We start from the raw sequence: 18,254 nt of genomic DNA, 5'->3' as shown, positions 1-18,254 counted from the left end.
TCGCGAAAGAACGTCAGCTTTGCGTAGCAGTAAGTAGCAGCAACAAGAACGTCCTGCTGAATGCAGCGAAGCATCGCGCTCGCCTCATTCAACAATGCGAGCGAAATGCTTCACTTTATTCAGCAGGACGTTATTTTTTATAAAAACTTGACTAACAGTTACTTGCTATTATTAATCAAAAAGCCTTCCGCCGCTTTGCGGTGGGCTTGCAGCTCGGCCAGCGCCGTGGACTGCGCCAGTTCGTAGCTAGCCAGCGCAACCTGAGTTTTTTGGCGCTCGGCGGCTAGCTGCCGCTGGGTATCGGCCAGTTGCTGTTGCTTGGCTTGCAATTGCTGGCTGAGGGTGGCCAGGTCGGCAGCCAGCTGGCGTTCCTGCTCGGCCAGCTGCACCAGGGGGCCGGGCGCGCCGGGGCCCACGGCCTCGCCCAGCTTCTCGCGGTGGCGCGCCAGCACGTGGTCGCGGTCGGCGGCCAGGGCTGCCTCAAACTGGCCGGCGGAGGTCAGCAGGCCCGGTACGGTGGCCCCGTTCACGGCTGAGAAGGCATTGAAGGAGGTCTGGTAGAGCATGGGGCCGTTCAGGCCCGCCGCCGCCAGGCTCTTCACCACTTTCAGGTAGGCCGGAAAGTCCTTGCCATCGCCGGCCAGCAGCCCGGCAACGTGGTCGAGGTGGCGCTGTTCGGCCTGGCCAGTAACGGGTAGCCCGGTGGCCTCGGGTGCGGCGAACGCTGGGCCCGTGTTGGCCCGGGCAGGATTGGTAACAAGCTTATTAACAAGGGTTTCGTTTCCCGGCTCTACAAAAAAGCCCTTAGCCGCCTTGGCCAGATTATCAAAAATTTCCATGAGCAAGTAGCGCGCGGGCGGAAAAGCAAGTGGGCCGGCAGCCGCCCGGTGTATCGCCAAACCTGCCGCGGCATTACACTACTGCTGCCAGAATGCGCCAGCGCCTCCCCCAATCGGCACCAAAAAGCCCCCTGCCTTCGGCACGCCGAAAGCAAGGGGCTTTTATCAAAGGGTAAAAAGGCTTACTTGGCGGCGCTGGCCAGCCAGGCGGCGCGCTGCTCCTTTTGGGCGGGGGTGGCGGTCATTTTGTCCACGCTTTCCATGCCCTGCACCTGCACGTTGGTATCCTCGGTGAGCACTACCTGCACGGCGCGCTCCTGGCCGGCGCGGTTGCGCACGCGCACGGGCACGAGGTCGGCGGGCGTGTGCTTGCGCATGATGCCTTCGAGGGTTTCCATGTTATCGACTTTTACGCCGTCGAGGGTCACAATCTGGTCGCCCCGGTCGATGCCGGCCTTGTAGAGACCCGAGCCGATGGTGGTGTTGCGCACCAGAATGCAGCGGCCTTCCTCGTCAAACTCTACCTGGCGGGGCAGGGCGGCGGCCAGCGCCTTCACGGGCACCACGGCCAGGCCCATCGTGGCTAGGTTTTCGCCGAAGCGCGGGGCCTCGTGGCCGTAGATATAGCGCCGGAAAAACGAGCCGGCAAAGGCCGTATCCTTGGCTACGGTGCCCAGCACGCGCTGCAAGTCGGCCACGGTGTAGGTTTTGGCGGGGGCCAGGCCGGGCGTCTGGTCTTTGCCAAACTCCTGCCACATGGCTTGCATGTACTTGTCGAGCGAAGTGCGGTAGCGCTGGCGCAGCTGCAAATCGAGTACCAAGGCCAGGCCCGCGCCCTGCACGTAGTACGATAGGTAGGTATTGTTGCGGTTGGTGGGGTCTATCGACACGGCCGCGTCGGTGAAGGCGGCCTGGCGGCTCATCTCCACGGGCGAGGTAAAGCGCGCGCCCGGCGAGTTGAGGCGGGCATTCACCCAGGAGCTTATCTTTTCGAAGAACTGCTCGTCGTCGTAAAAACCCGCCCGGCGCAGCACCAGCTCGCCGTAGTACTGCGTAAAACCTTCGCCAAACCAGAGCGCATCGCTCATATTAACGCGCTGAAAATCAAAAGGCTCCAAGCCCTGGGCGCGAATGCGCTCCGTGTTGTAGGCGTGGAAAAACTCGTGCGACACGGTGCCCAGGTTGCGCAGGGCACCTTCCTCGCGCAGGGGCAGCGGCGAGGTGAGCGAGGTCGAGTTGCGGTGCTCCATGCCGTCGCCGCTCGCTTGGGGTAGGTAATCGCCCAAAAAGGTGTACTTGCCAAAATCGAACTGCGGCAGTTCGCCGTTGAACACGCCGGCGGCCTCGCGCACTACTTTCTGGGTCTTTTTCACGAAGGCATCAACCTCAGTGGCGGTGCCGTTGTAGTAGGTCGCCATCTCGAAGTTGCGGCCGCCATCCTGCCAGGCGTGCAAAAACTGCGGTGCGCCCAGCACCACCGGGCTATCCATAAAGTACTGAAGGTTGGGCGCGGTAAACGTGGCTTTGTCCGTGCCGCTGGCGCGCAGCTGAGTGGCGGCCTTCCAGTTGGCGGGTAGCTCAAACTTCACTTCGGCCGCCCGGTTTTCGAGGCCCTGCGCGTAGCAAAACGTGGCCGGCATGTTGAGGTGCGCGTGCTGCTGGTCGATGCCCGCAAACGTGCCATCGGTGCGGTCGCCGTAAAGCGTATAATTGAACTGTACCGTGCCGTCGGCCCCCGGCGTCACCTCCCACGAATAGGGGTCGGGCCGGGTAATGGGTAGCAGCTTGCCCGCGCCATCGGTGGCCACAGTATAGTACACGTTCTTCACAAAATCGTGCAGCGCGTAGCGGCCCGGCGACGAGCGCGCCATGCGCACCACCAGCTTCTGGCCCGCTGGCAGGCCCGCAAACGTAGCTGCAATGCGTGCTTCGTGGTGCACGGCATTCGGAAAAGTAACTGCGTAGCGCACGGCCGGCCCCGCGCCGGCCCCCTGCGCCAGGGCTAGGCTAGGGAGCAATACCAGCCCTAAACCCGATAACGACCCGCTGGTAAGAAGTTTTTTCATAAAAAGGAGTTGAATAATGCTAAATTGTATCTTTAAAGGGTGCGACGCACCTATAGGCGATGCAAAGTAAAGCGCAAACCGGCGCTAAAAGCGGGGTTGCAGGCCAACTATTTCTCGCTACGGTTCCCAGAGTCAGGCTAGTTGCACCGGTCGGCCGGCTGCGCCGGCGGACTGAGGCAACTACCCTGATTTGGTGATTGCGCTAGGCTGGGCGAGCATTGTGCAGGACCAGCCCCGCCATTGCGCCGCCAAAAAATCGGTGCTCCCAGCCAGCTACCAGGCCCAGTTTGGCTAGCTCGGCCGGCCAGGGTGGCATCTGCCGCACCCGCAGGCCCACCGCTAGGCCAAAGAAGACGTACATGGCCGCCAGCAGCCAGTGCCGCCAGCCGCGTTGCGCTGGCCGGAAGTCAGTTACTAGCCACGGCGCGCCCGGCTGCCGGGCGGCTTGCAGGCGCGCCAGCGCCCCCGGCAGCGCCGCCGCCTCAAAGCAGTCTAGCACGAAAAACGTCACGATAACATCAAACTGCTCGCCGGGCCGCAGGGCAGCTTCGCTGCCCTGGCGCAGTTCCACGGCCGCGCCGGGCGGGGCGGGGTGCCGCAGTAGCCGGGCGCGGGTGCGTGCCAGCATGGCCGCCGAGGTTTCGAGGTACAGTACCTGGGCCTGGGGCCGCTGCCGCCAGATTTCGGTGAGCACCCAGCCCGCGCCGCCGCCCAGCACCAGCACGCGCGGGGCCGGGCCGGGTGGTAGCCCCGCCGCCAGCGTGGCGCGCTGCGCCCGCCGCAGTGCTCCCCCAAACGCCAGCCCCGCCAGTGCGTCGTAGAAGCTGGCCGCTGGCCCAAAGTCGGCGGCCGGCTGGCCGGTAGGAGTGGGGTGGGCAGAAGCAGCCATTAAAAACGTGGTGAATGAGCCGGCAAGTTGCGGGCAACCGCGGCAAAAGGCTGGGTAAAGTATTCGCTCCGAAAAATAAATGGGCACGCAAGTAGCTGAAAGACAATTTTCCGGCTTCCGGGCCGCTCACTGCCTACCTAAAAATGCAAGGTTATGCTTGCATAAAGCCGAAAGAAGCCCCTATCTTTGCAGCATCAAAAGCAACCGCCGACCGGGCGGCCCGATTTTTGAGACTCGTTTGCGCTTGTGGCGAAATTGGTAGACGCGCTGTCTTCAGGCGGCAGTTCCGCAAGGTGTGGGAGTTCGAGTCTCCCCGAGCGCACGATTATCCTGAGTAAAAAAGCCAGCCCCGCAACGGGCTGGCTTTTTTATTGGGCCGTGGCCAGCGCCCATAGCGGGCTGCGGAGTACCAGCGGGGCAGCCAATCCTGAAAAAAACCCGTTCAAGGAAGTTCTCTGTTAGTTGCCCGCCATGCCTGTTCCCCTTGTTCCACCCGATTCGCCGGCCTCTACGCCGGCCTCGCGTACGGCGGGCGTGGCGGGCCTGCTCACGGCCGAAGTACTGATTGGCGCGGTGGTTTTCGTGCTGACGTTTGGGCTGTTTTTCTACCTCACGCGGGTAATATTTCGCGAGCACTCGGAGGTGTTCGATGACTGGGGCTTTGCCCAAATGGACCGCCTGCGTGCCGCCCAGCCCTGGACGTACGGGGTGATGCAGACTATCACGTTCTTTGGCTCAGTTAAGTTTTTTGTGCCCGCCAGCATCCTGGTGCCGTTGCTACTGTACCGAAGCGGCTACGGGCGCTACGCCATAGAGCTGCTCCTGTCGATGGCCGGGGGCATATTGCTCAACGCGCTGCTAAAGCTCTGGTTTCACCGCGACCGGCCCAGCACGGCCCTCTTTTACCAGTACGGCCTGAGCTTTCCGAGCGGCCACGCCATGATGGGCGTGGCTTACTACGGCTGCCTGGCCTGGCTGGTGGTGCAGTACCGCGCGCGTTGGGGCGTGGCTGCGGCGTTGGTAGGCTTTGCCCTGCTCATTGGCCTCACGCGGGTGTATTTTCACGTGCATTACCCCACCGATGTGGTGGCGGGCTTCTGCGGTGGAGCGGCATGGCTGGTGCTGCTGCGCACCGGTATCCAGCTGTTTTGGAAAGAGAAGGGGGCGGCCGAGGAGGCGATTGGTAATTTTAATTAATTTTCACCGTTACGCGCAGCGCCAGCAAGCCTTTCACGCCCTGCAATTCTTCCAGCTCCAGCTCTTCCACCTCGGGCATTAGCAGGTTGCGGTCTTGCAGGTAATCGATGTATTCGAGGTATTCGGTGGCGTCGCGGGGCTGGGCGTACACCAGGGCCAGCTGGCCGGGCTGGGTGAGGCGCTCGCCGGTGCCCAGTACGGTAGCCTTGTCGATGCGCTTCTTAATTATCTCATACCGAATGTTATACGCGCCATCGACGTCGAACTGGCGCTCGTCTTGCCGGAAGCGGATGCTCAGCGACTGCGAGTGAATGAGGATGAGCTGGGTGGTGTCGAGGGGCACGGGCAGCTCGGCCTTGAGGGCGTGGGTGCGGCGCGTGATTTCCACCATCACTAGTAATTGCCAGAGACGCAGGTTTTTAAGAAAAACCAGGTCGAAGGGCTTGTCCTGCACCAAGCTGCCACCCACGTAAATGTTATATTCCACGCCATCGGTTTTGAAGCGCTGGAAGTAGTGCGGAAACATGAGCTGGGCCTTGTCCTCCTCCTCGTCGAGGTAGTCGCTGATGGCGTCGTTAAGGCGCGTTACGCTCTGCTCAAAGTCGCGGCGGCGGTGGTACAGAATACCCAGGCGGGGGTCTATCTGCTGCCAGTAGGCGGCGATGGTGGGCCGCAGCTCCACGTTGTTTTGGGCCAGGTACTCAAACAGCGGCTCTACCTCGGTGCGCAGCGAGTCGTAGATGCTCACCTCGTCGCCGCTGATAATGCCTTGGCGCAGGCGGCGCAAGTTCTTGGTAACGTAAAACTTAAGCTCATCTAATATCGGTAGCTGCTGAAAGTCGGACGCCTTTTTGAGCACCCGGTTGGCCAGCGTGAGGTGCTCAATGAGGTCGCCCTGCACGGCCTCGTTGCGGGCCACGCTGCTGCCCCGAATATCGCAGGAGCCGTGCAGCGGGTACACTTCCTCAAACACGATGGCCTCCATTTCGGCCTGGCGGTTGCCGTCTTCCTGGCGGGCCAGCAGGCGGCGCGCCGCGTCATTAAAGCGCCACTCCATGGTGGGGTGAATGGCGGTAAAGCGCTCTTTAACAACGGCCTGGATGCGGGTTTCCAGGTCTTCGGCGTTGCGCTTCACGGCCACCGCAAACAGTGGCAAAAACTGGTTAACCAGCTCTAGGTCAAACTCATCGAGGCTATTGGCATCGGGCGAGCCCAGCTCTAGCAGGCCCACCGTATCGGGGCCGTAGGGTAGCAGCGCCAAAATAGCCGAGTGAATGCCCATGCGCAGCATTTGCTGGCGCAGGCCCTCCGGAATGCCTTCCTCGGTGGCCACGTCTTCGAGCACCAGCGGGCGGCGCTCGGTGAGCAGGCGCTCGTAGAGCTGCCGAAACTCTTCCTCTAACTGCTGGCCAAGCAGATGCTTGGTGAGAAAGCTGTGGTTGATTTTGCGCCCAAAATCCACAAAGGCCTTTTTGCGCTCGTCATACGCGGCAATGCCTACTTGCAGGGCCGGCCGGGCAAAAAGCACCCGCAGCTTTTCCTGAATCTGCTCCAGGCGGTCGGAGGCTTGCAGCACGTCGCGCTCCAGCAGGTCATACTTCAGCTCCGACAATATTTCCTGGCTTGTCACATCCACTAGCTGAAGCAGATGGAATCCTTCGAGCACAAACAGTTCGGCCGGCAGCAGGCTGCGCCACAGGTCGAGGCGGTGGCGGTTGTGCAGCAGGTGTTGCACCTGCTCGGGGGTGAGCACGGGCTTGTCGCCCACCACCCGCACCCGCACAAATGCCGCATCAAAGCTCACGCCGTAGTGCCGGTAAAGACCTACCTTATAGTCTGGTACGGTAAAAATAAAGTTGTCCGGGCCGGGCGCTTCCGCCCCGTACTCGCGCACCAGAATGAGCAGGTAAGCCATGCGCGCCATGTGCACCTCCAGCATGGCCAGGTCCACGTTGAGGGGCTGCTTGATGGTGCGGTCGCGGCCCAGCAGTATCTCGGCAAAGCGCGACGTGTGGTAGAAGCTTTGGCGCTGAAACGGGGCCACCGCCCCGCTGATGGCCGTGGCCATAGTAGCGGGCGGAAACACGGCTAGCATGAGCGTGGCCACCACATCGGGGCACTCGTCGAGGGCCGTAATGCCGGGTAGCTCGCCCCGGCAGGCCAGGTTATCGGCTACTTGCTCCAGCACGGTGCGGGCCAGGCGGGCCACGCCGAGGTTGGTATCAGTGGCTCGCGCCTGCCAGTACTCGATGAGCGGCTCCAGGCTGAGGTGCGTAACGAAAGAAAAAACTGCGGGCGCCTCGGCTACCGGCTCCGGCAGGGGCGCGGCCGGGGCTTCGGGTGGCGCAGGGGCAAGTAGGGAAGCAGGCATAAAGCAGCGGAGTAGCAGAAAACAGGCGCGGGCAAACTACGCGCAATAAGTACGTTATGAAGCTCGCCAAAGGCTTTAACCAGGTTTGGCCAGCGTCACGGCGATGGGCTTACCATCAGTTTCGGTAGCGGGCTCGAATACCTTATTGACATTGAAAGTTTTCTTCGTGTTGTGGTAATAGGTGCAGCAGCCGTCGGCCTCATAATTACCCTTCAACACAATGTCGGTTATCCGAAACTTATACAGCATCGAGCCCTTGGCTCCGTCGTGCACGGTGAGCAGGTAATTATAGTCGCTCAGCTTACCGCCCGTAGTGCTGGGCGCAAACGGCGTGATATTACTGATAACAAGGGTATTAGCATCTAGCCCGGCGTCTTTGAGCTTGGCAATAATGGAGGCATCGCGTTGCTGGCCCCGTATCAGGAGCTGCGGGTCGGTTATTACCGTGGAGTCAGCGATGCTGTAGCGCTGCAGGTACACCGTATCCAGCTCAGTCTCGGTAAAGATGGTTTTGTCGCCGACGGGGGCGCTTTTGAGCGTTAGGTAGAGCGAATCGGCTTGCAGGTCGTCGCGGTTACACTGGGTATTGGCGCAACAGGCGGCCAGGGCCAGCAGGGGAAAAAGGACGAGGCAGCGAACGAGGGTTTTCATGGCCGGTATAACGAAAGACCCGGCCTCGGCAGTGCCCACCGGGCACGGCGCCGGGGCCGGGCAACAAAGATGCGGCGGCCGCGCCGCCCAAAAAACTATTGCTTGGAAGTGCCGCCGCCGGGCAGCGTGGGGTTGTTTACCTGGCCGCCGGCCATCATGAGGGGGCGCAGGCGGGTGGCGGCGGTGTCGAGCTGGGGCCGAATCTGGCCCAGGGCCTCGCGCAGGGCAATGACGTCGGCCAGGCGCGGGGCCTCGGTTTGCGAGTAGCCGCTGTACATGGCCACTTTCACGTTGGAGGTGCCCTTGCCGGTGTAGGTGCCCAGCAGCTCGCCGTTGGCATTCATCATCTGCACTTCGGCCTGAATATCAGTCTTATACCACTCAAGCGGCGCGCCGAAGATGCTGGGTATCAAGAAGGTAATAACCTGGGCGGCTTGCAGGCTGCGGCCGGTGCGGGTGGTTTTTACCTTGGTTACCACCAGGCGGGCGTAGCCGTAGGTGGCGGTATCGGTGGGCTCCAGCACATTGCGTTGTAGCTCGGCCTTAAACATGCGCAGCGGGTCTTCGGGCAGGGCCCCATCGTTCATGGCCAGCGGGCCGGGGTCGGCGGTGATTTCCAGCGGGGGCAGGCGCTTACTGATAGTAGCCGTGGGGGTAGAGGAGAAGGTGCCTTTCACCGACTTGCAAGCCCCGAGGCTGCCCAGTGCAAAGGTGGTCAGCCAAAGAACGCGGCTCGCAGGAGAATAGAATTTCATATAAGGAAAGTAGTACTACGGGGTAATGTTGAATTATGTAAAGAACAGATTAGCTGCTAACGGGATAAAGAAAAGAACCAGGCAAACATGGGGCTAAGTTAAAGAGCTGAACGCAATTACTGCCACTCACTACCCGCCTTCTCCCAGGTAAAACGTCCTAGTAACGTTTTGTTTGCTTATTCATAAAAATGATACTTTAGCGGTATCTAGTGGCCGGTCAGCTCGGCGGGCTCCACGGCCATCAGGTCGGGCGGGGCCACGTAGTTGTCGATAAACTCGCCCTCCCAGCGCGCTACTACGGCCGAGGCCAGGCAATTGCCGAGCACGTTGACGGCAGTGCGGGCCATGTCCATGAGCGCATCAATGCCCAGGATGATGAACACCGGCCAGGCCGGCAGGTTGAACGAGGGCAGCGTGGCCAGCAAAATTACGAGCGAGGCACGGGGCACACCCGCCACGCCCTTGCTGGTGAGCATGAGCGTGAACACGAGCAGCATCTGGTCGCCAAACGCGAGGGGCACGCCCGCCGCCTGCGCCACAAACACGGCCGCCAGCGAGAGGTAGAGCGTGGTGCCGTCGAGGTTGAACGAGTAGCCCGTGGGCATCACAAACGCCACAATGCGGCGCGGCACGCCAATGCTTTCCATGGCTTCCATGGCGCGGGGCAGGGCCGCCTCGCTGCTGGTGGTGGCAAAGGCAATGCTCACCGGCTCGGCCACGGCCGCCACAAAGCGCCGCAGCGGAATGCGCATGAGCAGCGCCACCGGCAGCAGGATTAGCAACACAAACGCAATGAGCGCGCCATACAGCGTAAGCAGCAGTTGAAACGCGTTGAGCAGCGGCCCGAAGCCCAGCTTGGCCACGGTGTAGGCCATGGCCCCGCCCACACCCAGCGGCGCAAAGTACATGACCACGTTGGTGAACTTGAACATTACTTCCGACAGGCTTTCGCACATGTCGAGCATCAGGCGGCGCGGCTTTTCGGGGGTGAGGGCCAGGCCGATGGCGAAGATGATGGCAAACACCACCACTTGCAGTACCTGCCCCTCGGCCACCGACTTGGCGATGTTTTCGGGGAAAATGTGCAGGATGATATCGGCCACCGACTGCGGCGCGGCCACGGCCAGCGTGTCGGCCTTTTCGGCAATGGCCGTGTTTTGGATGCCCACGCCGGCCTTGGTGAAATTGATGGCCGCCAGCCCGATAAACAGGGCAAACGTGGTCACTACCTCAAAGTAAATGAGGGCTTTAAGTCCCATGCGGCCCACCTGCTTGAGGTTGGCGTGGCCGGCAATACCCACCACCAGCGTACCAAAAACCAGCGGCGCGATAATCGTTTTGACCAGGCGCAAAAAGGCGTCGCTCAGCACTTTGAGGTGCAGCGACAGCGCCGGGGCATCGTGGCCCAGCTCAATGCCGATGAGCATGGCCAGCACTATCCAGGCGGTGAGCGAGCGGCGCGGGGCCACGGCCAGCGCAATGGCACCCAGGGCCGCCCAGCGAATGGCACTCAGCACCACCGGCGGCAGGCCCAGCAGGCCGTAGGTGGCGAGTAGGGTGAGGATAATGGCCAGGGCCGCCAGCCCTACAGCGAGCCCGGAAAGACGCGAAAACTTCATGAACTATTGATGGGGGGAAGGCCTATTCGGGTATAAAGTACGGTAGGCAGCGCCGAAACCGGCCGCTACCCCGCGCCCAACGGCCCCGCGCGCCGCACCTTTGCCCGCGTCATTTGCCCGCTTGCCCCCATGACTACCTGGACCCTCACCGCCCACGAGCTACCGCTGCGCTACCTCTGGAAAATAGCCCGCAACGCTTCCGCTACCAAGACCAACCTGGTGCTGCAAGCCACCCAGGCCGGCACCAGCGGCCGGGGCGAAGCCGCTCCCAACGTGCGCTACGGCGAAACCCCCGCCCTGCTGCAAGCCCAATTTACCGGCCTGCTGGCCCACGGCCTAACCCAGGCCGACACCCTGCCCGACCTCACGGCGCTGCTGGCCGCCCGGCCCGTGGCCCACGCCCTGCGCTTTGCCCTGGAATCGGCCCTCACGCACTGCCTGGCGGCTCGCGCCGGACAGCCGGTGTGGCAGTGGCTGGGCGTGCCCGCGCCCAGCCCGCGGGTGGCCACGGCGTTTTCGCTGCCCATTATGGAGCCGGGCGCGGTGGCCGGTTTTATGCAGGAGCACCGCGCCGGGCGGTTTAAATTATTGAAAATCAAGGTAAATCAGGAGGGTGGGCTCGACCTGCTGCGGGCGGTGGCCGCCGCCGTGCCCGGCCACCCGCTGCTCGTAGATGGCAACGAGGCCTGGCCCGATGCCGACAGCCTGCTGCGCTTTCTGGAAGAAACTGCCACCATCCCCGGTCTGCGGATGCAGCTGCTGGAGCAGCCCCTGCCCGCCGCCTGCGCCACCGACTACCGCTACCTGCGCCCCCGGGTGGGCGTGCCCCTGCTGGCCGACGAGTCGGTAACCGATACGGCTGATTTTGAGGATATTGCCCGGCAGTTCCACGGCGTGAATGTGAAGCTAATGAAGGCCGGTGGCTACCAGCGCGGCATCGAGCTGCTGCGCCAAACCCGCGCCCACGGCCTGCTGCCCATGCTGGGGTGCATGGTCGAAACGTCGCTCGGCATCTGGGCGGCGCTGCAAGTGAGCGCCCTGGCCGACGTGCACGACCTCGACGGCCTGCTCATTGTGCGCAACGAGCCGTTTGGGCTGGTGGATGAGGAGGAGGGAGCATTGCTTGTTAAATAATAAGTAGCTGATTTATAATCATTTATAATAAAAAGCACGTCATGCAGACCGTAAGGAAGCATAACGTGCTTTTTTTAAAGTAACTAGTAGGCTAACAGCTACTTAACTGCTTTTATCTGCTCATCCAAATCCAGCAACTGCTTGTCTACCGCGCCGGTGTCGGGTGGGTTGGGGTGGGTTTGCTGAAGCAGGGCCACCTTGCGGGTGAGTAGCTCTACCTTTTGGGTGAGCAGCTGCTCGCGCTCGTTGGGCGCGTTGCCAATGATGGTGGTGGGAGCGGTGCCTACCTGCACGTACTTATCATATTTAGCATTGGCAGTTACCGAGTTATCACCGCGGGCGGCCGCGGCGCTGGCGGGTGTGCTGAATACAATGCCACCCTCGGCATTGATGTAGTCGCCCTCGTGCAGGCTGGTGATTTTGCCGCCCGGAAACTCGACAATACCGCTTTTTACGTTAATTTTGGTGCCGTTGGGCAAGCGTACGTTTTGCGTGAGCGGCGTAATTCGGGTGGCCAGGCGCTGCACCACTTCGCCGTTGCGAAACACAAACTGAGCGTTGCGGTTGGGGCGAACGGGCGTGCCGCCCGACTGGGCCCGGCTGGAAAGGGCGGTGAGCGACAGCGTGGCGCCGAGCAGGGCTACGGCAAAAAAGTGGGGTTGACGCATAAGAGAGGTGAAAGAGTAGGGAAGAAGCAGGCTAAAAAGCTGGCCTTTCTACGCGACAAAAAAAAAATCGATGAATTTTCTTAATGATGTAGCTACATTCAATGTATGTACACTAAATTTGCATCCGTAATCAGTTCAACACCGTGCGCCTAGAAGACGAAATCAAGCAACCCACCTTCCAAAGCGAAGGCCAGAAAGCCTACCTGAACATCCTGTTCACATCGGGCTGGCTATCCTTGCGCCAGGCGGCCGCCTTCCGGCCCCTTGGCATTACACTGCCGCAATTTAACGTGCTGCGCATTTTGCGCGGCCAGCACCCGCTACCCGCCACCGTGGCCCTGCTCATCGAGCGCATGCTGGATAAAACCAGCAACGCCTCGCGCATTGTGGACAAGCTGGAGGAAAAAAAGCTCGTCACGCGCACCGTGTGCCCCGCCAACCGCCGCGCCGTGGACATCCGCATTACCGAAGCCGGCCTGGGCCTGCTGCGCCAGATTGACGAGAGCGGCCTGGTCGATGTGCGCCAGAACGGCCTGAACACGCTCACCGACAGTGAATACCAATTGCTTAACCAGCTACTCGACAAAATTCGGGCATAAAAATTGGCTGGCGCCTCCCTTGATGTGGTGCCAACCTATTGCCCACACTAGTTTTCATTCTCCCTTTTTTCTTTTTTAAGTACCCCCAACCATGAAAAAGTTCTTGATGCCCGCCCTGCTCGGTGCTGCCCTGCTCGCTGCTCCTGCTGCCTTCGCCTACACTGCCCCCACTAAGGTAGCTGCTAAGGCCGTGGCCGTGTACAAGCTGCAGCCGCAGCTCAGCACCCTGGGCTGGGAAGGCAAAGCCGTAACGCACGGCCACAACGGCACGATGCAGTTTACGGGCGGTGATTTGCAAGTAAATGGTAACCAGGTAGTTGGTGGCATGGTAACCGTGGACATGAAGACCATGAAGGCCACCGACATCACCGATGCCGAAAACCACGCCAAGTTTGTGGGCCACATGAGCGGCGACGACTTTTTCAGCTCGGAGAAGTTTCCTACCTCGACCTTCAAAATCACCAGTATTAAGCCCATTGCCGGCGCCGCCGCCACGGCCGATAATGCCACCATCAACGGCGACATGACCATCAAGGGCGTGACGCAGGCCATCAGCTTCCCCGCCAAAGTGGGTGTGAAAAACGGCGTGGCCGCCGCCACCGGCAAGGTGACCATCGACCGCACCAAGTTCGGCCTGAAGTACGGCTCCAAAACCTTCTTCGACAGCATTGGCGACAAGGCTATCAACGATGACTTTACGCTGGTTTTCAATATTGTAGCCAAGCAATAATTTCTGTTGCGTGCAACCACGCTGCCCAAGTCAAAAGGCCGCTTCCCAGCTTGGGAAGCGGCCTTTTGACTTGGGCAGCGTGGTTGCAGCGGCTAATTAAAGAGATGAAGACCAATCAAAAACGGGTCGTTGGGCCCAAGGCGGGGGTTGAGGGTAAGCCACAGCGCACGGGGCTTTGTGGGGCCGGGCACAGTCAGGTAAAAGCGCAGGTTATGCTGGCTGGGGGTGCGGCCATTGACTCGCGCGTAGCCCAGCAGTTGGTAGCTGGCCAGTGGGGTCAGCTGCTGGGTAATCGCGGCCAGGCGCGGGGGCATGTTACCGGGGCTGGTGGCCCCGAAGGCCGCCGGGTCCAGGCGGGCCACAACGTATTGGTAATCTTGCCGTTGTAGGGCAGCCATAATGGTAGTGAGGCGGCTCACCCCCTGGTCGGCCAGTGCCAGGCTAGCCATCGAAAAGGGGAGCGTGTGGCTGGCCTGGCCTTCTATTAGCTTGATGCTGAGGTAGTCATACGCCGTGCGCTCGGCGGCCGTCATCTGGTGGTAGAGCAGGTAGGCACAATTAGCGGCGGGCACTTCGAGGTCGGTGCCGTAGGTAGAGGCAAAGTCCACATCGCCAAGGCTCAACTGCAGAAATTTACCCTGGGGCTCACGCGCGTTGGCCGAGAAATGACTGCCTTTCAGGTAGGTGGCGTGGCCGCCATAAAATTTTTCCACCACGTGGAGAGCCTTGTTCTCGGCGTCGGAAGTGCAGCCAGCCAGCCCAAACAACGCCAGCATAAGCCAAGCGGTATTTTTTAGCATCATGGTTCGAGCAGTAGCAAGCCAACTAAAACCCCGGCAGGAGCGCTGCCGGGGTTACTGCCGCCGAGGCGGAAACATAGCAGTAGGCTACAGGTGAATTACCTCATCATAGGCGGCCGCCGTGGCTTCCATAATGGCCTCGCTCATGGTGGGGTGGGGGTGCACCGATTTAATGATTTCGTGGCCGGTGGTTTCGAGCTTGCGGGCTACCACTACCTCGGCAATCATCTCGGTCACGTTGGCCCCAATCATGTGGGCACCCAACCACTCGCCGTATTTCTTGTCGAAGATGACTTTTACGAAGCCATCTTTCACGCCGGCCGCGGCGGCTTTGCCGGAGGCCGAGAACGGAAACTTGCCCACCCGGATGTCGTAGCCCTTGGCCTTAGCCTCGGCCTCGGTGAAGCCCACGCTGGCAATTTCGGGCTGGGCGTAGGTGCAGCCGGGAATGTTCTGGTAGTTGAGCGGCTCGGGGTGGTGACCGGCTATTTTCTCGACGCAGATGATGCCTTCGGCCGACGCTACGTGGGCCAGCGCGGGGCCGGGCACAATGTCACCGATGGCGAAGATGCCGGGTACGTTGGTCTGGTAGAAATTATCGACCACCACGCGGCCTTTTTCCACCTTAATGCCCAGCTCTTCGAGGCCGATGTTTTCGAGGTTGGTTTGCACGCCCACGGCGCTTAGTACCACATCGCAGGCAATTTGCTGCTCGCCCTTGGCCGTCTTGATAAACACCTGGCAGCCCTCGCCGCTGGTGTCCACTTTGGTTACCTCGGCGCTAGTTAAGATAGTGATACCCAGCTTGCGGTACGATTTCTCCATCTGGCGCGATACCTCCTCGTCCTCCACGGGCACAATGCGCGGCAGGTACTCCACAATGGTTACCTCGGTGCCCATGGTGCGGTAGAAGTAGGCAAACTCGACGCCGATGGCGCCCGAGCCCACCACCACCATGCGCTTGGGCAGGTTGTCGGGGGTCATGGCCTTGCGGTAGCCGATGATTTTTTTGTCGTCGATGGGCAGGTTGGGTAGCTGGCGGGCGCGCGTGCCGGTGGCCAGAATAATGCTCTTGGCCTCCACGATTTCGGTGGTGCCGTCGGGCTTGGTTACCTCTACCTTGCCGGGGGCCAGCAGCTTGCCGGTGCCCACCACGGTTTCGATTTTATTCTTTTTGAACAGGAAATTGATACCCTTGCTCATGCCATCGGCCACGCCGCGGCTGCGCTTGATAACGGCCTCAAAGTCGAAGCCCGCCTCTTTCACCGTCAGGCCGTAGTCCTGGGCGTGCTGGAGGTACTCGTATACCTGGGCGGTTTTGAGCAGGGCCTTGGTGGGGATGCAGCCCCAGTTGAGGCAGATGCCGCCAAGGCTTTCGCGCTCGATGACGCCTACTTTCAGCCCGAGCTGCGAGGCGCGGATGGCGGCCACGTAGCCACCAGGCCCTGAACCAATTACTACCAGGTCAAATTGCAATGCCATGAGGTTTAGTTGTGCGGAGGAATGGAAAATGGAAAAGCCCAGGCCGAAACCGGGGCGGGCAAATATAACCCCGGTGCCGGGCTACGGGTTCGGCGGGCTTTTTGCAGGGCCGCTTACTCCCAAAGCGCGACCCTGGCCGCGCTTTTCCGTAGAAGTCCCGGATGCCCCAATACCTGGGTCGGCTAGCCAGCTTATTTATATTACCTAATGCGCTACTTGTCTACTACTTACGTACCCGTTGCCCTGGCATTGCTGGCGCTGGCCACTAGTTGCGCCACTACTACCGAAACCGACCGGCCCACCGTTAGCTCCTCCGCCGACGTAACGAGGAGCGCGCCCACCGTGGCTTCTCCCGAAACCCCTGCTACCGATGTGACGGCCCTGCCCACGCCCGACCCCGCCGCCCCTGCGGTGGCCGCCGACGAAACCCTGGACGCGCCCTCGGCCGAGGCTACCTCGGCCGTAGCCGACCCCACGGCGCTATCGGCCAGCGCCGCCAGCGCCGAGCGCGCTGCCGAGCGCAAGCTCAGCGCCGCCGACTACCGCTACCAGCTGGCCCGCGCCAACCTGGTGCTCAAAACCAAGCCCAAGGACGCCCGCGCCCACCTGGAGCGCGCCAAGGCGCAATCCAACCTGAAAAATTATAAAGAGGCCAAGTCCGACTACGTGGTGGCCCTGCGCACCATGCGCGGCAACCCCGACGTGTACTACAACAAGGCCGTGAACGAGCTGATGCTGCGCGAGTACAAAGCGGCCTCGACCGACTTTAGCGGCGCGGTAAAATTCCGCCCCGATGATAAAGAAGCTTTCTTCGGCCGCGGCGTGGCCAAAATGCAGATGTACCAGTACAAGGCCGCCGTGTCGGACTTCAGCCGCGCCCTAGCCCTCGACTCGCTCTACGCCGACGCGCTGGAATACCGCGGCATTAGCTACGCCAGCTACGACCGCCTGCCCGAAGCCCGCAAAGACCTCACGAAGGCCGCCCAGCTAAACCCCGAAGCCGAAAAAAGCCTGCGCCGCTATGGCAAAGGCAACAGCATGGTGCGAGGCGGGAATAAGTAGGTGAGTAATTGGAGTAAATGAGTAGGGGGAGTGCGGTCGTTCTCACAGTTGAACGACCGCACTCCCCTTACTTATTCACTCCTGTTACTCACTTACTTCTCCAGCAGCCCGAGGTGGCCCAGGTGGTGGCGGCCGTGCCAGGTGTACTGCACCAGGGCCTGGTCGAGGCGCAGGGTGGTGTCGTAGCGCGGGTGGTAAAAGGTGCGCTGCCACTGGGCTTCATCGAGGTGCTGAAGCAGGCCGCCCCAGCGGGCGTGCAGGCTCTCTAACAGACTCAAGGACACGGCCAGGGGCGTGGTTGCCACGTCGGGCAATTCGGCCCAGGCCGCTTCGTCGAAGGGGCGCACCGTGGGGTTGTCCTCGGTGAGCGCCAGCCGAAAGCGGCTGTATAGGTTGAGGTGCGTATCGGCCAGGTGGTGAATGACTTGGCGACCCGTCCAGCCGCCGGGGCGGTAGGGCAGCTCGATGCGCGGGCCGGCGGCCGCGACGGCGGCGGCCAACTGGGCCGGCAGCTCGGCCAGCTGCTGCAGGTAGGGCGCCCGCTCGGCGGGCGTGAGGGGCGCGGTGGGCAGCTGCAGCCGGCCAATGGGGAAGCGGAGCAGGTCGTCGGGCGAAGAGGGGTTCATATTAAGAGCGGGCTAAGCAGCCAGTAAGTTGAGGTGGGCCAGGTGGTGGCGGCCGTGCCAGGCGTAGAGTACCAGCGTTTGCTCCAGAGTCGAAGTTTTTTCGGTGCCGGGGTGGTAAAAGGTGCGCTGCCACTGGGCCTCATCGAGTTGGTGCAGCAGCGTGAGCCAGCGGCTGTGCAGGTTATCTAACAAGCTCAATGATACGGTGATGGGCGAGGCGGCCACGTCGGGCAGCTCGGCCCAGGCCGCTTCATCGTAGGGCCGGATGGTGGGGTTGTCCTCCGTAAGAGCCAGCCGAAAGCGCACGTAAGCGTTTACGTGCGAATCGGCCAGGTGGTGAATTACCTGGCGGCCCGTCCAGCCGCCGGGGCGGTAGGGCAGTTGCAGGCGCTCGCCGCCCATGCGGCGGGCCGCCGCCGTGAGCAGGGCCGGTAGCTCGGCCAGCTGCTGCAGGTAAGGAGCGCGCCCGGCGGGCGTGAGGGGCGTGGTGGGCAGTTCGGGCGGGCCAATGGGGTAGCGCAGCGGGTCGGTTTCGGGCGTGAGCATGGAGGGAAAGCCAGGGAATAGAAGGCCGGATTGGGTAGGTAAAAGTACTAGCGCCGGCTACGCGCCCGCGCCAGCCGCCGCAACCGGCGACAAGGCCAACGAACGAAAAAAGCCCGGTAACGCAGGGTTGTAGTAAAGTATTGATAATAAGAATTTTGTGAGAAATGAAGGCTGGTAAGGTTGCTTTTTGGCTTAAAACAATTAATAACTATACTATAAA

General features: G+C 61.4%; 17 protein-coding genes and 1 tRNA gene. 6 read left to right on the top strand and 12 right to left on the bottom strand.

Translation table 11 applies throughout. The features are described from left to right. Positions 1 to 158: 158 nt before the first annotated feature. The 3 genes from QMK33_RS02560 to QMK33_RS02550 all read right to left on the bottom strand — a co-directional run bounded on the left by QMK33_RS02560 (position 159) and on the right by QMK33_RS02550 (position 3,794). The gene (locus QMK33_RS02560; protein WP_283562981.1) at positions 159 to 839 is read right to left on the bottom strand and encodes a hypothetical protein; all 681 of its coding nucleotides are present in this window, start codon (positions 837 to 839) and stop codon (positions 159 to 161) included. Positions 840 to 1,021: 182 nt separating this feature from the next. Beyond that, a complete protein-coding gene (locus QMK33_RS02555; protein ID WP_283562980.1) occupies positions 1,022 to 2,905 on the bottom strand; it encodes a M61 family metallopeptidase in 1,884 nt (627 codons plus the stop codon). A gap of 202 nt (positions 2,906 to 3,107) precedes the next feature. After that, a complete protein-coding gene (locus QMK33_RS02550) occupies positions 3,108 to 3,794 on the bottom strand; it encodes a class I SAM-dependent methyltransferase (protein WP_283562979.1) in 687 nt (228 codons plus the stop codon). Positions 3,795 to 4,034: 240 nt separating this feature from the next. On the opposite strand from QMK33_RS02550, the gene QMK33_RS02545 reads away from it, so the two are divergent. Next, positions 4,035 to 4,116: transfer RNA gene (locus QMK33_RS02545), tRNA-Leu, on the top strand. A 149-nt stretch (positions 4,117 to 4,265) separates the two neighbouring features. Continuing rightward, positions 4,266 to 4,991 carry a phosphatase PAP2 family protein gene (locus QMK33_RS02540; protein WP_283562978.1) on the top strand — a complete coding sequence of 242 codons (726 nt, stop codon included), beginning with the start codon at positions 4,266 to 4,268 and terminating at the stop codon, positions 4,989 to 4,991. Here QMK33_RS02540 and QMK33_RS02535 read toward each other — a convergent pair. The 4 genes from QMK33_RS02535 to QMK33_RS02520 form a co-directional block, all read right to left on the bottom strand. Continuing rightward, the gene (locus QMK33_RS02535; protein WP_283562977.1) at positions 4,984 to 7,362 is read right to left on the bottom strand and encodes a GAF domain-containing protein; all 2,379 of its coding nucleotides are present in this window, start codon (positions 7,360 to 7,362) and stop codon (positions 4,984 to 4,986) included. The genes QMK33_RS02540 and QMK33_RS02535 overlap by 8 nt on opposite strands. 75 nt (positions 7,363 to 7,437) lie before the next feature. Further along, complete coding sequence (locus QMK33_RS02530; RefSeq protein WP_283562976.1) at positions 7,438 to 8,013, bottom strand: hypothetical protein; 576 nt, start codon at positions 8,011 to 8,013, stop codon at positions 7,438 to 7,440. A gap of 95 nt (positions 8,014 to 8,108) precedes the next feature. Next, on the bottom strand, positions 8,109 to 8,768 hold the full coding sequence (locus tag QMK33_RS02525) for a hypothetical protein (protein WP_283562975.1): 660 nt from the start codon (positions 8,766 to 8,768) through the stop codon (positions 8,109 to 8,111). A gap of 206 nt (positions 8,769 to 8,974) precedes the next feature. Beyond that, the gene (locus tag QMK33_RS02520; protein WP_283562974.1) at positions 8,975 to 10,387 is read right to left on the bottom strand and encodes a dicarboxylate/amino acid:cation symporter; all 1,413 of its coding nucleotides are present in this window, start codon (positions 10,385 to 10,387) and stop codon (positions 8,975 to 8,977) included. Positions 10,388 to 10,516: 129 nt separating this feature from the next. On the opposite strand from QMK33_RS02520, the gene QMK33_RS02515 reads away from it, so the two are divergent. Next, positions 10,517 to 11,521, top strand: coding sequence for a dipeptide epimerase (locus QMK33_RS02515; protein ID WP_283562973.1), 1,005 nt, complete (start codon positions 10,517 to 10,519; stop codon positions 11,519 to 11,521). Positions 11,522 to 11,619: 98 nt separating this feature from the next. On the opposite strand, the gene QMK33_RS02510 is transcribed toward QMK33_RS02515, so the two are convergent. After that, positions 11,620 to 12,189: a DUF6799 domain-containing protein gene (locus QMK33_RS02510; protein ID WP_283562972.1), complete on the bottom strand. Its 570-nt coding sequence runs from the start codon at positions 12,187 to 12,189 to the stop codon at positions 11,620 to 11,622. Between the two features lie 143 nt (positions 12,190 to 12,332). On the opposite strand from QMK33_RS02510, the gene QMK33_RS02505 reads away from it, so the two are divergent. Together QMK33_RS02505 and QMK33_RS02500 are read left to right on the top strand one after the other, a co-directional pair. Then, a complete protein-coding gene (locus QMK33_RS02505; protein ID WP_283562971.1) occupies positions 12,333 to 12,788 on the top strand; it encodes a MarR family winged helix-turn-helix transcriptional regulator in 456 nt (151 codons plus the stop codon). 91 nt (positions 12,789 to 12,879) lie between these two features. Further along, on the top strand, positions 12,880 to 13,518 hold the full coding sequence (locus QMK33_RS02500; protein WP_283562970.1) for a YceI family protein: 639 nt from the start codon (positions 12,880 to 12,882) through the stop codon (positions 13,516 to 13,518). 92 nt (positions 13,519 to 13,610) lie between these two features. Here QMK33_RS02500 and QMK33_RS02495 read toward each other — a convergent pair whose 3' ends face one another. Together QMK33_RS02495 and lpdA are read right to left on the bottom strand one after the other, a co-directional pair. After that, positions 13,611 to 14,294, bottom strand: a complete 684-nt coding sequence (locus tag QMK33_RS02495; protein ID WP_283562969.1) for a hypothetical protein — start codon at positions 14,292 to 14,294, stop codon at positions 13,611 to 13,613. Positions 14,295 to 14,405: 111 nt separating this feature from the next. Further along, on the bottom strand, positions 14,406 to 15,800 hold the full coding sequence (lpdA, locus tag QMK33_RS02490; protein ID WP_283562968.1) for a dihydrolipoyl dehydrogenase: 1,395 nt from the start codon (positions 15,798 to 15,800) through the stop codon (positions 14,406 to 14,408). Between the two features lie 207 nt (positions 15,801 to 16,007). Between lpdA and QMK33_RS02485 the strand changes: the two genes are divergently transcribed. Beyond that, positions 16,008 to 16,862 carry a tetratricopeptide repeat protein gene (locus tag QMK33_RS02485; RefSeq protein ID WP_283562967.1) on the top strand — a complete coding sequence of 285 codons (855 nt, stop codon included), beginning with the start codon at positions 16,008 to 16,010 and terminating at the stop codon, positions 16,860 to 16,862. 92 nt (positions 16,863 to 16,954) lie between these two features. Here the strand turns inward: QMK33_RS02485 and QMK33_RS02480 are convergent, their stop codons facing one another. After that, a complete protein-coding gene (locus QMK33_RS02480; RefSeq protein WP_283562966.1) occupies positions 16,955 to 17,488 on the bottom strand; it encodes a YfiT family bacillithiol transferase in 534 nt (177 codons plus the stop codon). A 12-nt stretch (positions 17,489 to 17,500) separates the two neighbouring features. Continuing rightward, positions 17,501 to 18,034 (bottom strand): YfiT family bacillithiol transferase, encoded by a 534-nt coding sequence (locus QMK33_RS02475; RefSeq protein WP_283562965.1) that lies wholly within the window; start codon positions 18,032 to 18,034, stop codon positions 17,501 to 17,503. Positions 18,035 to 18,254: the final 220 nt, after the last annotated feature.

The sequence above is a fragment of the Hymenobacter sp. H14-R3 genome (assembly GCF_030063445.1).
Lineage (GTDB): Bacteria > Bacteroidota > Bacteroidia > Cytophagales > Hymenobacteraceae > Hymenobacter.
The sequence above is the reverse complement of the archived record's forward strand: the minus strand, read 5'-3'. Positions and strand labels throughout refer to the sequence as shown.